Source organism: Niallia sp. FSL K6-0212 (assembly GCF_038007605.1).
Classification (GTDB): Bacteria; Bacillota; Bacilli; order Bacillales; family Cytobacillaceae; genus Niallia; species Niallia circulans.
Window position 1 is genome coordinate 2,623,348 of record NZ_JBBOXL010000001.1, and the last position, 15,878, is coordinate 2,639,225.

Annotated in this window: 12 protein-coding genes; 7 read left to right on the forward strand and 5 right to left on the reverse strand. The window is 35.0% G+C overall.

Features of this window, described 5'->3' with window-relative positions:
* The first annotated feature begins 11 nt into the window (after nucleotides 1-11).
* Nucleotides 12-956: an NAD-dependent epimerase/dehydratase family protein gene (locus tag MHH96_RS12440; RefSeq protein WP_341117468.1), complete on the forward strand. Its 945-nt coding sequence runs from the start codon at nucleotides 12-14 to the stop codon at nucleotides 954-956.
* A gap of 20 nt (nucleotides 957-976) precedes the next feature.
* The gene (rfbG, locus tag MHH96_RS12445; protein ID WP_047945047.1) at nucleotides 977-2,047 is read left to right on the forward strand and encodes a CDP-glucose 4,6-dehydratase; all 1,071 of its coding nucleotides are present in this window, start codon (nucleotides 977-979) and stop codon (nucleotides 2,045-2,047) included.
* Between the two features lie 166 nt (nucleotides 2,048-2,213).
* Here the strand turns inward: rfbG and MHH96_RS12450 are convergent, their stop codons facing one another.
* Nucleotides 2,214-3,305, reverse strand: a complete 1,092-nt coding sequence (locus MHH96_RS12450) for a polysaccharide pyruvyl transferase family protein (RefSeq protein ID WP_061800318.1) — start codon at nucleotides 3,303-3,305, stop codon at nucleotides 2,214-2,216.
* A complete protein-coding gene (locus MHH96_RS12455) occupies nucleotides 3,302-4,267 on the reverse strand; it encodes a glycosyltransferase (protein ID WP_328054497.1) in 966 nt (321 codons plus the stop codon). Before MHH96_RS12455 ends, MHH96_RS12450 begins: the two co-directional genes overlap by 4 nt.
* Nucleotides 4,268-4,414: 147 nt before the next feature.
* On the opposite strand from MHH96_RS12455, the gene MHH96_RS12460 reads away from it, so the two are divergent.
* The 3 genes from MHH96_RS12460 to MHH96_RS12470 all read left to right on the forward strand — a co-directional run bounded on the left by MHH96_RS12460 (nucleotide 4,415) and on the right by MHH96_RS12470 (nucleotide 8,513).
* Nucleotides 4,415-5,524 carry a polysaccharide pyruvyl transferase family protein gene (locus tag MHH96_RS12460; protein ID WP_144544505.1) on the forward strand — a complete coding sequence of 370 codons (1,110 nt, stop codon included), beginning with the start codon at nucleotides 4,415-4,417 and terminating at the stop codon, nucleotides 5,522-5,524.
* Entirely contained in the window at nucleotides 5,506-6,441 is a 936-nt protein-coding gene (locus MHH96_RS12465; protein ID WP_053215825.1) for a glycosyltransferase family 2 protein, read from the forward strand. The genes MHH96_RS12460 and MHH96_RS12465 overlap by 19 nt, the downstream gene beginning before the upstream one ends.
* Nucleotides 6,442-7,622: 1,181 nt before the next feature.
* Nucleotides 7,623-8,513 (forward strand): cation diffusion facilitator family transporter, encoded by an 891-nt coding sequence (locus MHH96_RS12470; protein WP_047941390.1) that lies wholly within the window; start codon nucleotides 7,623-7,625, stop codon nucleotides 8,511-8,513.
* 145 nt (nucleotides 8,514-8,658) lie between these two features.
* Here MHH96_RS12470 and MHH96_RS12475 read toward each other — a convergent pair whose 3' ends face one another.
* Nucleotides 8,659-9,456: a nucleotidyltransferase domain-containing protein gene (locus MHH96_RS12475; protein ID WP_341117478.1), complete on the reverse strand. Its 798-nt coding sequence runs from the start codon at nucleotides 9,454-9,456 to the stop codon at nucleotides 8,659-8,661.
* A gap of 175 nt (nucleotides 9,457-9,631) precedes the next feature.
* Between MHH96_RS12475 and MHH96_RS12480 the strand changes: the two genes are divergently transcribed.
* Nucleotides 9,632-10,399 carry a sugar phosphate isomerase/epimerase family protein gene (locus tag MHH96_RS12480; protein ID WP_328283158.1) on the forward strand — a complete coding sequence of 256 codons (768 nt, stop codon included), beginning with the start codon at nucleotides 9,632-9,634 and terminating at the stop codon, nucleotides 10,397-10,399.
* Between the two features lie 56 nt (nucleotides 10,400-10,455).
* Here MHH96_RS12480 and MHH96_RS12485 read toward each other — a convergent pair whose 3' ends face one another.
* The gene (locus MHH96_RS12485) at nucleotides 10,456-11,286 is read right to left on the reverse strand and encodes a dimethylarginine dimethylaminohydrolase family protein (RefSeq protein ID WP_047941393.1); all 831 of its coding nucleotides are present in this window, start codon (nucleotides 11,284-11,286) and stop codon (nucleotides 10,456-10,458) included.
* A 444-nt stretch (nucleotides 11,287-11,730) separates the two neighbouring features.
* Nucleotides 11,731-14,814, reverse strand: coding sequence for an efflux RND transporter permease subunit (locus MHH96_RS12490; RefSeq protein ID WP_047941394.1), 3,084 nt, complete (start codon nucleotides 14,812-14,814; stop codon nucleotides 11,731-11,733).
* 96 nt (nucleotides 14,815-14,910) lie between these two features.
* Between MHH96_RS12490 and MHH96_RS12495 the strand changes: the two genes are divergently transcribed.
* On the forward strand, nucleotides 14,911-15,762 hold the full coding sequence (locus tag MHH96_RS12495) for a TetR/AcrR family transcriptional regulator (RefSeq protein ID WP_047941395.1): 852 nt from the start codon (nucleotides 14,911-14,913) through the stop codon (nucleotides 15,760-15,762).
* The last annotated feature ends 116 nt before the right edge of the window (nucleotides 15,763-15,878 follow it).

Genomic DNA, 15,878 nt, shown 5'->3' on the forward strand with positions numbered 1-15,878 from the left:
AGGTGGGTGATATGAAGTTAAAAAATAAAAAAGTGTTAGTCACAGGTGCTTATGGTTTTATTGGATCCCATCTTATTAAACAGCTTGTGAAAGAAAATGCGTCCATCGCTGTCATTGTTCGGGAACATTCCAATCCTTGGAGAGTACAGGAATATTTGCCTCATTTAAAAAAATATGAGGCAGATATTCAAAATCGCTCAGACATATGTCGAATTATCCATGAATTTAAACCAGATTATATTTTTCATTTAGCAGCTTATGGAACAAACCCAAGTAATAGAAATGACTTACTTGCATATGAAACTAATATTGTTGGAACGATGAATATTTTATTTGCAGCCAAAGATACCAATTGTAAAAAAATTATTTGTCTTGGCAGTAGTTCTGAATATGGAGATAAAAAGGAAAAGATTCATGAAGATATGTTATTAGAACCAGTTGATATCTATGGAAGTACAAAAGCATCATCTACTATTATTTCCCATCAGTTAGCACAGGAATATAAGCTTCCCATTATCACCTTACGGGCATTTAATATTTTTGGGGAAGCAGAAGATAATCATAAATTATTCTCTCATATAATTGGAAAAGTACTGCGTGGTGACGAGGTGAAATTAACGTCATGTGATCAATACCGTGATTATAGTTATGTCGGCAATATCGTCGATGGCTTAATCCTTGCAGCCACATATGAAGGAAGTAATAATACGATATTAAATATAGCTTCTGGAAATGCCTATCCTTTACGATATTTTGTTGATTTGATTTATCACCATTTAGGTACAGAGCAAGTACCATTATATGGCGCCATTCCCAAAAGGGAGAATGAAAGAAATGCGCCTATCCCTGATATTACAAAGATTCAAAAAGTGCTTGGATGGACTCCAGCTGTTTCCATAGAAGAGGGGATAAAGAAAACCATTGCCTGGTATAAAAGTTATTATCATTTTCATTAGTGGGAATGGAGGTGTTAGTTATGACAACTGATTGGCGAAAAATTTATAAAAATAAAACGGTTCTAATAACTGGTCATACTGGTTTTAAAGGTTCCTGGCTAGCTATTTGGTTAATGAAGCTTGGCGCGAATGTAATTGGTTATTCTTTAGATCCAATTGGAGAAGAGAGTTTATTTAAATTAGCAAAACTGAACAATAAAGTGAAGGATATTAGGGGAGATATTCGTGATGCTGCTAAACTACAAGCAGTTTTTGAAGAATATCAACCTGAAATCGTCTTTCATTTGGCAGCACAGCCATTAGTGAAGCAATCTTATCAAGACCCTGTCTATACGTATGAAGTGAATGTAATGGGGACAATGCAAGTGTTAGAAGCAATCAGAAAGTCACCTTCTGTAAAAGCAGGTGTAATGGTAACGAGTGATAAGTGTTATGATAATAAAGAATGGGTATGGGGCTATCGTGAAACAGACCCGATGGGAGGATATGATCCGTATAGTTCCAGTAAAGGATGCTGTGAACTATTAATCTCTTCTTATCAGCATTCCTTCTTTCCAATTGAGTCATATTCTAAGCATGGTAAGTTAATTGCTTCTGTACGAGCAGGAAATGTAATAGGAGGAGGGGATTGGTCGGAAAATCGCATTATTCCTGATAGCGTTCGTTCCTTAATGTCTGATCAAGCGATTAAATTACGCTCTCCTCATTCTGTTCGTCCGTGGCAGCATGTATTAGAGCCGCTTTCAGGTTATTTAAAAATTGGTGCCTATCTATACGAGGGAAAAACACAATACGCGGAAAGCTGGAATTTTGGACCAGAATCAGATAGTGTGATAACCGTACAACAGCTAGCCGAAAAAATTGTGGAACACTGGAATGGTGGCACATGGGAAGCAGAACCTTCTTATTCCGCAGAACATGAAGCAAAGCTTCTTAGTTTAGATATAAATAAAGCAAAGTATTATTTAGATTGGCATCCCAAATGGAATATTGATCAGACTGTTTATTATACAGTGGAATGGTATAGATTGTATCAAAAAGTGGACGTTTACGAGCTATGCTTAAAACAGATAAATGATTATGAAAAATAAAATCAGCCGATTAATAGAAGCTTTCCTTCCCTTTATTAGAGAATGGCTCCATAAAAGGGAAAGGTTTAAAGAGCTTCTATTTTATTTTTTTGTTAATCATCGGTTATACGCAACTTTTTATATGTATAAAAGGGATGTTCCGCAGAAAAGGAACATCCCTTTTAAATTACTTTTTTAATGACAAGATAAAGTCTTTATGTCTTGCGACAATTCTTTCTTTTGCTAATCTAAGCTTTTTTCGGTTTTTATTGCTTGTTAAATAAAATTCTTTGTTTTCAATCGTTTCAGCTAGTTTCTCCGTATTGGTTAGTAACGTATAAGGTAATTGGTGGACAGAGGCGGCGAAATCTACACCCTTTGAGCGATAAGCTAATTGGAAGAACGGGGTACCGCTTGATGCAGAAAGTACATTTGCATGCAGCTTTAAGTTAAGAGAAAAGTGGCAAAGCGATAAGAAAGAATAAATTTGTGAAGCTGTGCAAACTTCTGGAATGAATGTGACTTTTCCTTTCTTCTTTATGCTCTCATATAGTTCCTTGCAGTGAGGGACATCTAAATCCCACATTGGAAAAATAACAATTTGATATCCTTTTTTTAAAAGATTGGTACATGCTTTAATAGTTTGATTTTTAAGTTTATATTCATCGTAGCCAAAAAGGATGTTTTGGGTGGTTCCCCAATTGACCGCAATTATTTTTTTATCCTGATCCTGCAAGTATTTACTTTTTATATAGTCGTCTTCTTGGGGTGTAAATAGCATCCCAGAGTCACCAATTATCTGGTAATTACTCGTTGGCGAAGGATTTAAAGTCTTTATATACTTCTGTGTAAGTGGTCCTCTAAGACCTGCGAATGTGGAGTATTCAATCACTTTTTTTATTTTATCTCTATTAATCTCTTTATTATTGAAGGTGGTGGAGGATAACTGAAATTCACCCCTTTTAAAGGATTCAATTGTTTCTTCCGTCATATAATCAATACCTGTTCCATAGCAATATAGTGGAAGTTTCATTTCGATTGCCTCTAATGCCAAATCGATAAAGAAATTGCCCTGAAATAAAGAGCCACCTCCTAAGATAACGATATCAAATGGTTTTTCTCCATATAATTCTTTTAGGGTTTTAGAAGAATTAATTGGGTAGGAGAATAAAGTATAGTCCTCGTGAAGCCATCTTTCGCAAGCTTGAGCAAATGCTTCATAACAAACTTCATCTCCGATATTATTAACACCCAAATAACCAAGATATAAGATTCTCATTGCTCGTTGCCCCCTTCTTTAGCAAGAATTTCTTCAATATGAGCAAGGAGCTGCTGCGCACGAACTTGTACAGAATGTTTTTTTCTTACCATTTTATAGCCATTTAAAGCAATTTTTTTCCCTAATGTTTCATAATTTCTTAAATGATATTTAGCCTTACGCATAAAATTTTCTTCATTGATTTCAATGAAATGAACTCCAGGGATAAATCCTAAATCTTTAATTTCTTTTGTGCAGGCAGCTAGTAATAAAGTATTACAAGCTAAAGTCTCGTAGTATTTCATTACAGGATAATGATAAATGGAATCACAAGTAAAAAACATTTTTGCTTTGTTCAGTTCTTGTGCGAAGCTGCTCGCTACTTTAAATGATCTCTCATCATACTGTTGGTGGAAATAGCCAGGATGCGCATGATAGGTGAAATTTGATAAATTCTTCATTTGATCAAGAATTTTTTGACGTAATGGATAAACAGTAGGATGTACAGCCCCCATCATTAAATAATCAATGGTTTTCGGTTGCTTGAAGTCTTTAAATACATCAATATTTACATAATGAGGAAACCATATCATTTTATCTTTAAATTCTGGATACCATTCTAAAAAAGTATCTCTATAATGGGTGAAGATATATTTCACATTATTTTCTTTAATGAATGCTCTTCTTTGATCCATTTGGTAGTTTAAATCATGCATGATAATCCCAAATGGAATATTGCAGTCCTTTAGACCAGTTACTTTTGGTGATCTGGTAGGACGTAAATCATTAACTAGGATAAAGTCAGGCTGAAAGTTCATTTTTTGTATCGTCTCACTTATATTACCGTCTTCCTCCCAGGTTCTAATATCAACGTATTTTTTTAATTCTTTTGTTAAATAATACGTATTTCTTTCTATCCCATTTTCCCAATTTTTTGTAATAAAAAGTATCTTTCTTTTCTTCTTTAATGTCATCAGCATCATGTCCTTTCCCTAATGTTTACTATATATTCTATTCTTGTCCTCCATAAATCGGACCATAGCAAATGGTCCAAATGTTAGCTGCTGGTCACCATTTTATGGATTGTCCATATACTATTAAGAGATATGAGAGGTAGGAGGAGTACTTAGATGAGTAAGATTATTCTTTCAGGTTATTATGGAGAACAGAATGGCGGAGATGATGCATTGTTACTAGTATCCTCTTGGGGAAGCCGGAAATTTCTATCTGGAGATAAAATTTATGGGACATGTATACAAAAGCCTGTTCTGCCATTAAATGCGGAAATTGAAGCATTATTTGTTCAAGAAGAACAAGAACGTAATGAAAACTTACTTCGTTTGTACAGGCATTGTTATGAGAGTGATTTAATTTTATTTGGTGGTGGCTCTGTTTTTCATTCGACAGATAAAATGACAAGAGATAGCGATTTAATCGATTTAAATAGAGGGAAAGGAGCAGCTGCAATTGGGGTATCCTTTGGACCATTTAGAGATTCGGCTGCTGAAGGTGCATGTAAAAAGCTTATCGAAAAATTTAATTATATTGGCTGTAGAGATGAAGAAAGCTATGAATTAATTCGTTCTTTCTCTTCCGATATAAAGGTAGAATTAACATTTGATTTAGCAGTCCTTTTACCACTTGTAGTTGGTGAAAATTTTAATGGGTTGCATGCTAGAAAAGGTTTAGGAATTTCCTTATGTCACTATGAGAGATATATTGGTGGAGATACAAGTATTGAAAAGACGAGAATGAAAAAAATAGTCAATGTTTTAAATGGACTTAACCAGGAGGAAATAGAAGAGTTAGTCTTTATTGATTTTAATGGCCATCCTCTTTTTGGAGATCAAGACATTCACCGTGAAGTCATCGACCAATTACACACAAAAATTCCTATTAAGCATCTGTCTTATGATAAGGATCCAATAAACACTCTTCGAACCATTGCCTCCTTAAAAGGATTGATTGGGATGAGACTTCATAGCTCTGTATTTGGCTATATTACAAATACACCGACGATCATTCTTTCTTATCATCCTAAATGTGATGGATGGGCCAAGCAAATTCAAGCAGATAAAGAGTATATTATTCCATCCCATTCCTTTGAAGAGGAAAGTATATGGCATGCACTTGAACAAATTATAGCTGGCCAATATAGGTATCCAAAACTATCGATAAAGGCTGCACAATCACTAGCGATGAAAAATTGGGAGGGTGCAAGATGGTCGCTGTCTCAGTAGTTATTCCGCTATATAATAAAGAACAATATATTGAACGAACAATTATATCCATTCTTTCGCAAACATTTCAAGATTTTGAGATTATTATTGTAGATGATGGTTCAACAGATGGCAGTGTTGAAAGAGCGGAAACTTGGGCCGACGATCGGATTAAGGTACTTAAGATGGAACACAAAGGTGCCTCAGCAGCTAGAAACAAGGGGATACTTGCCGCTACCGCTGAATTAATTACGTTTATTGATGCAGATGATGAGTGGAAACCTGGTTTTCTTGAGAAAATTATATATTTAAAAGATAAATATCCTGAATGCGGTGCTTATGCAACAAGCTATGAAATCGTTCTGCCGACAAAAAAGAAAATAATCCCATCTATTTATCAAACGCCTGAAAAGTGGGAAGGGATATTTACAAACTATGTTGAAAAAACATTAAAGGATTTACCAATCATTTCTTCTGCAATCGCAGTCCGAAAGCAAGTTTTTGATAAAATAGGTTTATTTAAAGAAGGAGAGCCTCTTGGAGAAGATCAAGATATGTGGTTACGAATTGGGATGAACTATTCGATTGCCTATATCAATGAAAGCTATGCCATTTATTATCGCGGGTTAGAAAACAGTGTATGTATGGATTTGACCATATTAAATCGCTATCCGATCATTTATTCGTTAGAGAATTTGCTTCATAAAGAAGAAGTTCCTTATATCGATTTGTATTTGTCAAAATTAAAATTGGACTATAGTAAAAGATTACTAGAGGCAAATAAATTAGATTCTGCTTGGCAAGAATTGCAGTATACAAAAGCAAATATATATAAATGGCAAAAAATAAAACTTTGGTTATTCTACTATTGGAAAAAAATCAGCAATAAATATAGTTTTACCCAAAAAAATATAATAAAAAATGCCCGTAAGTTGTAATCTAAGGAAAGAGAAGCCCCATGCTAAAATAAGCAGGGGCTAGTAGTTATTTATGGTAATTGCTGAAAAATTGGGAGTTTGGCTGAAATTATCTTAGTTTGGCTGATATTTTTCAAGTTTAGCTGATTCCCCTGCAGTTATGGCTGATATTTTTCAAGTTTGGCTGATTCCCCTGCAGTATTGGCTGATATTTTTCAGGTTTGGCTGATATCCCTGCAGTATTGGCTGATATTTTTCAAGTTTGGCTGATTCCCCTGCAGTATTGGCTGATATTTTTCAAGTTTGGCTGATACCTCTGCAGTATTGGCTGATATTTTTCAAGTTTAGCTGATATCCCTGCAGTATTGGCTGATATTTTTCAAGTTTGGCTGATATCCCTGCAGTATTGGCTGATATTTTTCAAGTTTGGCTGATACCTCTGCAGTATTGGCTGATATTTTTCAAGTTTGGCTGATTCCCCTGCAGTATTGGCTGATATTTTTCAAGTTTGGCTGATCCCCCTGCAGTTATGGCTGATATTTTTCAAGTTTGGCTGATCCCCCTGCAGTTATGGCTGATATTTTTCAAGTTTGGCTGATATCCCTGCAGTTATGGCTGATATTTTTCAAGTTTGGCTGATATCTCTGCAGTTTTAGCTGATATTTTTCAAGTTTGGCTGATTCCCCCTGCAGTATTGGCTGAAATTATCTTAGTTTGGCTGATATCTCTGCAGTTTTAGCTGATATTTTTCAAGTTTGGCTGATTCCCCCTGCGCTTTGGCTGATAAATTCCATAGTTTGGCTGAAAAGCCGCTCGCAGAGGCTGAAATCCGTCTCACATTAGCTATTAAATCCAAAGCGGCTGATAAATTCCTCACTTTGACTGATATAATATTATATTTTGGTTTATTGACCGTATTTAAACCAACTTGAATTTAAATGTTAGCTTCATTCCTCGCAACATAACTATCCAAAAATAATCATCCATAAAGAATATAACTTAGAAAACAATCTATCTTATAACTTATTTTCTTACTTTGATTTATTCCACAAACGAATACATTCGTAAAGAAAAGTAAATGATTAATTTGTAAGAAGGCAACTTTTTTTCTCTAGACCCACTGCTTTCTTTTCTGCTAATATGTTTAAGTTGACTTTTTAAGTGTATTGAAATTTTTGGAAAATAAAAGAGGTTGATGAGATTTGGGATCGAGAGAATTGCTAGCCAAACGAGTAGCTTGGATTAGTGTAATTAGTAATATTATTTTAACAATTGGGAAAATAATAGTGGGTTGGATAGGGAATAGTGATGCGGTTTTTGCCGATGGGATTCACTCAGCTGCAGATGTGTTTGCCTCTGTTCTTGTTTTAGTCGTTATTAAAATTGCGAATAAACCGGCAGATCAGGAACACCCATATGGACATGGTAAGGCAGAAATAATTGTATCTGGTATTGTTGGTATGATTCTTTTATGTGTCTCTATCTACTTGGTATATGAAGTAATAATTGGGTTATTCCATCCCATCACAACACCAAGTATGATTGCAATGTGGGTTGCTGTTATTTCTTATATTTCGAAAGTGCTATTATATCGATATAGTAAGAGGATTGCGAAGGAACAAAGCAGTAAAGCAATTGAAGCAATTGCTTATGATCATAAGGCTGATATTGTGGCATCCATTGCAGCAGCAATAGGTGTTCTTTTCTCTATCCTTGGAGAAAAGTTGAATATACATTTATTTCTTTATGGAGATAAGATGGCAACGATCATTGTTGCTTATTTGATTTTTAAAATTGCGAAGGAAATGGTAAGTGAAGCTTTTGATATTTTACTGGAGCGGAATATAGATTTGGCAATTTTAGCAGAGTATCATGACATAATTTCTTCATTTGCTGAAGTAAAGCGAATTGACCGACTCCGTGCTAGAGAACATGGTCACTATATATTAGTCGATTTACGTATCTCAATCGATTACGATAAAACCATTAAGGAAGGTCATGATTTATCTAGAAAAATAAAAAAGAAATTAATGGCAAAGCACGATAATATTAATGAAGTGCTAATTCATTTGAATCCATATTTTAAGGACTAGCATTCAGTTGTTCCTTTATATTTAGCTTTCATATTAACCACTTGCATATGCAAAAGCAATTACTTTTTAAATAGAACTAGGTAGTAACTAAACAAGGTCATGAAAAAGTGTTGTTCTCACATAAACGCTTTTTCAATGACCTCTTTTAATAATTCCAGACTTCTTTTAATGAAAATCGAAATAGTTCATTTAATTGTTCGGTTGGATCTTCCGAATTTTTTTGCAACCCTTTTGCGTACGCTTCTAGCTGGTAAATCTCACTTTCTAAGAATGTATTAATAAGATTGATTCGTGGTTCGAGTGATAATTCTTCGCCAGATTTTTTTCTTTCTAATAAAGTTATAATACTTGTAAGAAGGTCACCAGCAGGGATAAGTTCTTGTACTAATGTTTCGAATTCCATTGGCGGAACCGTTTGGTATATTTGAGTCCACTTTGCTGCTAAAATTGGCCTCAATACATAAAAATATTTTTTGATTTTAACTGTATCTCCTTGTAGGTATTCTCGAAAATTTCCTTTTGCCATATTTAAATAATGATAGATAATGGAAGCAGGCGAGAATATTTCTTTTTCTAGTTCTTTCATTTTATCGATGGTTGAAAAACGCTGATAATATACCATATTAGAGCGTAACCATTCTAATAACGGAGGATTGGACTTGCGAAAAAGCTTAAGCGTTTTAGTTAGTTCCCAGCCGCTCATATCTAATAAGGGATCAACAGGGATTGATAATGAATCGTGGTTTGGAATCTCGATTACATCTCGGCTGCGATCAATCGATAAGTACCAGTTTGGCTGGTGAATATAAATAAAGCGAACATCATAATCACTATCCTTGGATGGAAAGCCCCATGCCCGACTTCCAGATTCACATGCATAAAGCACCTTTATGTTAAATTCCTTTTCCGTTTGCTCAATCACTTTTCTGATATGGTTTTCCAAAGGCATATACCTCCAATTGATTTTTGCTCATTTTACCAAAAAAATCAGCGATTTACCATATTAATCTGCAAAATGATAACGTTCTCATGTACAATAATAGGGAGTGCTTATTTTGTCTGACTATCCCTTTAGGGAGTAATTGGGGGAAAGGAATAACAAGGAGGAGGAAGTAAAATTGAAGAATATACCGATTGCCATCCAAATGTATACGTTAAGAAATGAGTGTGAGGAGGATTTTCGCGGAACCCTCCGTAAAGTGGCGGATCTTGGATTTCAAGGAGTAGAGCTTGCTGGATATGGGGGAATCCCTGTAGCAGAATTAAAGGAATTATTGGATGAACTAAATTTACGAGTAGCAGCATGCCATGTGCCATTAACTGATTTAGAGAGCGATCTTTCTCAGGTTATTCAAGACCAATTAGTATTAGGGAGTAAATTTTTAGTATGTCCCTATCTTTTACCAGACAAAAGAACAGAAGCGGATTATCAATCACTAATTTCTTTCTTGAATATGGCAGGAGCAGAATGTCGAAAAGCAGGGATATCTCTCTGTTATCATAATCATGATTTTGAATTAGATATAATGAGTGATGGAAGAACGGCATTAGCTACGATAATGGAAGATACAGATCCAACATTAGTTTTTGCAGAACCAGATGTATACTGGCTTTCGAAGCGAGATTATGACCCAGCAAAATGGATTGATACATATAAAGATAGAATGAAGCTTATTCATTTAAAGGATATGACAACAGATGAAGAACAATTCTTTGCTGAGGTAGGTACAGGAAGTATTGATTTTCAAGCAATTCTTGAAAAAGGAGAGGACGCAGATATCCAATGGTGGATTATTGAACAGGATGCAACTAGAAGAACTCCATTGGAAAGCATTGAAATTAGTTTGCGAAATCTAAAGGAAATGTTAACGGACCGGAAGATATAAACTTAACTAGAATAAATCAGCGGGGATTTTTCCCCACTGATGAAATTTACCTTTACCTATTCTCTAAGTAAGGGCATGGAACAACAACGAAAGGACCCACCAGATTTAATGATTTCGGAAAAATCAACCTCGAGTACTTCATACCCTCTTTTTTGCAATTCTTTATTAACCCCTTCATTCATAGGTAAACTAATTACCTTTTTGTTGCCAATGGATAATACATTTGTACCTAATGTTTCTTGCTCTTTAGCGCTTACGTGAATAAAATCATATCGTTCTCGCAGTAATTTTTCTTTTTCTTTATGAAATTCTCCTGGAAAAATTAATCCCTCTGTAGGAGAAAGAATATTAAAGACACAATCTAGATGGAGATATGTATCCGTAAACGGGACAGCTATGACATCATAAGAAGGCATCAAGGTCTGCAAATGGCGGATAGCTGCTTCATTTGTACGCTGACTGATGCCTGCAAAAATTGTTTTCCCGTCAATAATCACATCGCCGCCTTCAATAAAATTGCCTTTAATATCTGTATAAGTGATTTCTTTTTTCTTTAAATAATCTATTAAAACTCTTTCTTCTCCGTGTCTAGCATCTCGTGCCATTTCTGCCACAAAGATCTGACTTCCTAAGGTGAATCCGATATCTCTTGTAAAAACCTGTTCATGGTATTTTTCTTCTGCTGGAAGAAGGATTATTTCCACTCCATTTTTTTGCAGAGTTTCTATAAACATTTCATGCTGTTTTACAGCAAGTTTTTTATCAATATTTTTCTTTGCATGTTTTTTTTGAATATCATTTATAGGGACTTTAATAGCCATATATTCAGGAGAAACTAAGACTACTGTTTTTAATGGATCATATTCATTGGAACAATTTATTTTCATGATAAAACCCTTTCCATTATAGTATAGAAAATAGTTTTTCCTGAATGGCTTATTTTATGAAAGAACTTGTGCAATCATTTTTTGGGGATGATGATGTTCATGAAGGAAATGAAAACTACAATTGTAAGGAAAAGCGGTAGAAATGGCATTCATAGAGGGGATGAAAACCATATTGGCAAGAAACCCTGAAGGAAGTGGTGTTCATCAGGGAAATGAAAGTCATAATTGCAAGGAAAAGCAGTGGAAGTGGCGTTCATAGAGGGGATGAAAACCACAATTGCAAGGAAAAGCAGTGGAAGTAGCGTTCATGAAGGAAATACAAGCCATAACTACAAAAAACAGCCAGTAGAAGCAGCATTCATCCCACTATAATAGCTAAATCAGAGGAAAAGAAGACAGACAAAAGCCAGTGAAGAAACCTTCACAGGCTTTTGTCATATAGCATTAGCTTTCGTCAATATCTTTACGATTTTTCTTAAATAGTTTGGAAAGAACTTCATAAACAATAGGGACGATAACAAGTGTTAACAAAGTAGAACTGATTAAACCACCAATAACAGTAATACCAAGGTCTTTAGAGATTAATCCACTACCACCAGAACCAACTGCTAATGGAATTAATGCACCAATTGTTGCAATAGCTGTCATTAGAATCGGACGAAGACGCGTTGATCCTGCTTCAAGAATCGCTTCACGCATATTCATTCCATCTCGTTCCATATGAATGATTCGGTCTACTAATACAATGGCATTCGTTACAACAATACCAATTAACATTAAGAGCCCCATCATTACCGAAACAGAAATGGTTTGACCTGATAGGTACAATCCGACAAACGAACCGATAACAGCGAATGGTAAACTGAATAGAATCGAGAATGGGGCAACCCCTTCACGGAATGTAACAACAAGGATAAAGTACACGATCGCAACAGCAGCAATCATAGCAATACCTAACTGTGTGAATGTTTCATTCATATCTGCAGTTACACCCGCAACTCCCATTGTAACGCCTTTTGGTAAGTCGATTTTATCGATTTCTTTATCTACTTCATTTGTTACTTTCGAAACATCATCACCAAGGATTTTTCCTGATACAGTTGCATAGTATTCACCTTTACTACGAGAAAGCGTATTTAGAGTAGTTCCTTCTTCTACATCCACAAGCTCTGAAAGTGGCATTGTTTGCCCTGTAGCAGTTGGAATTTCAGTGTCTAGCATATCGTCGATTGATTTCGGCTGTGCTGATTTTTCTTGTTGGACAATAACATCAAGCTCCTCACCGTCTTTTTCAATCGTTGTTAATACATCTTTTGAATTGTTAGGGCTTAGTGTCGCAAGGAGCTGACCAGCTGTTAACCCATATTGTAATAATTCTTCCTGATTTACTTTAAATGTATATTCTACATAAGCATCTTCAGCTGTTGTAGTAACATCTTCTAAACCATCATTCTTTTTTAACACAGATTCTACTTTTTTCACTGATTCATTCAGCTTATCTAAATCTTCACTATAGAATGTATAGCTGACTTCATTCGTTGACATCCCGGTTGATGAGAAGTCTTGGGATTTCCATTCGCCAGATTGATCGAGATTTGTAATATATTCCTCAATTTCATCACGAACTTCAGGGAAGTTTTTCATATCTTCATCAAAGATTAGGTACATAAGTGCACCGCCAGCTCCCATGCCCATCATTGCGCTTTGTGCATCAGCTGTATCATTAATCGATAATTGAACGATATCGATATCTTTGCGGTCAAGCATTTTTTCTTCTACTTCTGTAACGTTCTTTAATGTCTCATCCTTTAGTTCACCAGTTTCTGGAGTGTAGGTGATATACATCGTTTTTTCTTCTTCACTTCCTAGGAAGCTAAAGCCGATTAAAGGAGTGAGGGCAACACTTCCAGCTAATAAAATAACAGCGATAAGGGAAGTGATGATTTTATGATTAAGTGCTTTTTCGAGAATACCTTTATACCAAGTTGCCAATTTACCAGCTTCTTTATGATTACTTTCTGTTTTCTCACTATATAATTTTTTCTTAAATAAGAAATGAGAAAGTGCTGGAACGATTGTAATGGCAACAAGTAATGATGCGCCAAGAGAGAACGCCATTGTTAAGGCGAAAGGACGGAATAATTCTCCAACCATGCCTCCAACAAACATTAATGGAGCAAATACCGCAACTGTTACTAAAGTAGAAGACAGGATTGGTTTGAACATTTCAATCGTTGCTTCTCTAATAAGCGCGCGGCCAGTTAATTTTTCTTCTTTCAGGTGCAAGCGTCGATAAATATTTTCCACGACAACAATGGAGTCATCAATTACCCGCCCGATTGCCACCGTAATAGCACCTAGCGTCATAATATTTAACGTGATATCCATCCAGTTTAATAGCAGTAATGCCATGAAAATAGATACTGGAATGGAAATAATCGAGATAATCGTTGATTTAAAATCACGTAAGAATAGTAAAATAATTAATACGGCGATTAAACAGCCAAATACTGCTTTTTCAACCATGGTAAACACAGATTTTTCAATCGGATCTCCTTGGTCGAGAGAAACATCAATTACTAAGCCATCAATGTTTTTTTGCTCATCTTTAATTAAATCTTTTACACTGTTAACAACATCAACAGTGTTTGCTTGTTGACCTTTGACAATTTGGATGGCGATTGCATCTTTACCATTTGTACGAGAAACTGATTCCACTTTCCCAACTACTTCAATTTTTGCAATATCGCTAAGTTTTAAGAATGGGGCAGGATTTTGTTCAGATGGAGTGACAGGAATAAGCATATTCTTTAGTTCTTTTTCTGTCATAAATTTCCCGTCAATTGCAACTGCTTGTTCGCCTTCTTCAAACTCGTAAAGTCCTAAAGAAACTGCTAAGTTACTCGCTTGAATCATATCTTTAACAGTATCTTCCGTTAAATCTAATTGCGCCATTTTTTCTTTGTCATATGTTAAATCGACTTCTTCAATATGCTGACCTGTGATAGTTGCAGAAGCGACACCATCAATCTTTTCGATTTTTGGAAGAATGATATCTTCCACAGTTGATGTTAATTCGGTAATGTCTTCTTCTGTACTGCTGACACTTAACGCTACAACTGGCATCATATTCATACTGATTGCTGTAATTGTAGGTTCCTCTGCATCTTCAGGTAAGGTGACATTATCCAGAGCGGATTGTAAAGCTCGTTTTGCTTCATCCATATCTGTACCATATTCATATTCTAGTTGAACATTTGCCATGTTCGAATAAGAATTTGAATAGACAGCTTTAACATCTTCCAGATTTTCTACTACTTTTTCTATCGGCATGGATACTTCTTCCATCACCTTCTCCGGAGTAGCTCCCGGGTAAACATCCATTACGGTTAAGTATGGAATAGAGATATTTGGTATGGTTTCCATATTCATCCTTGTACCAGAATAGATACCTGATACAGTAATAATAATGGTTAGTAACCAAACCGCAAGCTTGTTACCTAACACAAAATTTACTAAACCTTTCATAATACACCTTCCCTTTATTGACTAATCTAACTCATTTACTTATAATAAATGACTAAGTAGTCATATGTCAATCAATAGTACATAGGAGAGAATGAGATGACAAAAAAACAGCTGATTATGGAAAAATCGATAGAGTTATTTGCAAAACAAGGATTTGCGGCTACTTCCGTTCAACAAATAACGGAACATTGTGGGATTTCTAAAGGGGCCTTCTATTTATCCTTTAAGTCAAAGGATGAATTAATTATGGCTTTAGTTGATTATTTTATGGAACAGTTCATCGCGAAACTTGACTACGCAGTCAATCATGTGGATGATATTCTTTATCATTTTTATTACGAAATATTATATACATTTAAGGAAAATTCTAGTTTTGCGACATTGTTTATTAAAGAGCAAGCGCTTTCGTTTAATGATGAATTTATTCGAAAGTTTACTTATTATGATCATTTACTGGAAAAAACAATCGAGCATATGATTGGAAAAGTATATGATTCATCCAAACAAGCAATCAAGTATGATTTAGTATTTAGTATTAAAGGGTTTCTTAATACTTATACGCATATTGTATTAAACCATAATAAATATATTGATTTTGATTTACACAGGCTTGCAAAATCGCTTGTAGAGAAAACAGACATTATAGCTTCATATACAGAATCACCATATTTTACAGAAAGTATCTATCAGTTGCTGCACCAGTCCGTTATTGAAGAAAGTGCGACAAAAGAGGATTTGCTGCAACATATAAAAGGGAAAATGGAAGAAGTAGATGATCATTATGTGAAAGAATCGCTTTCTTTACTTATAGAGCAGTTGGAAGAGAAAACATTGAACTCGGTTTTACTAAAAGGATTGCTTGAAAACATTCGACATCATCGTGACTGCATTTGGTTATCCTATTTATTATTCCAATATTTTCAGCTTCATCCGAGTCATAAACAATAGATATATTTTAAAGATGAGTTCTTTACAGGATTCATCTTTTTTTATTTAAAGGATTTCAAAGCAATCAAGGAATTGTAGCAAATAAAATAATTATTGATTAAAGTGAAAATATACAC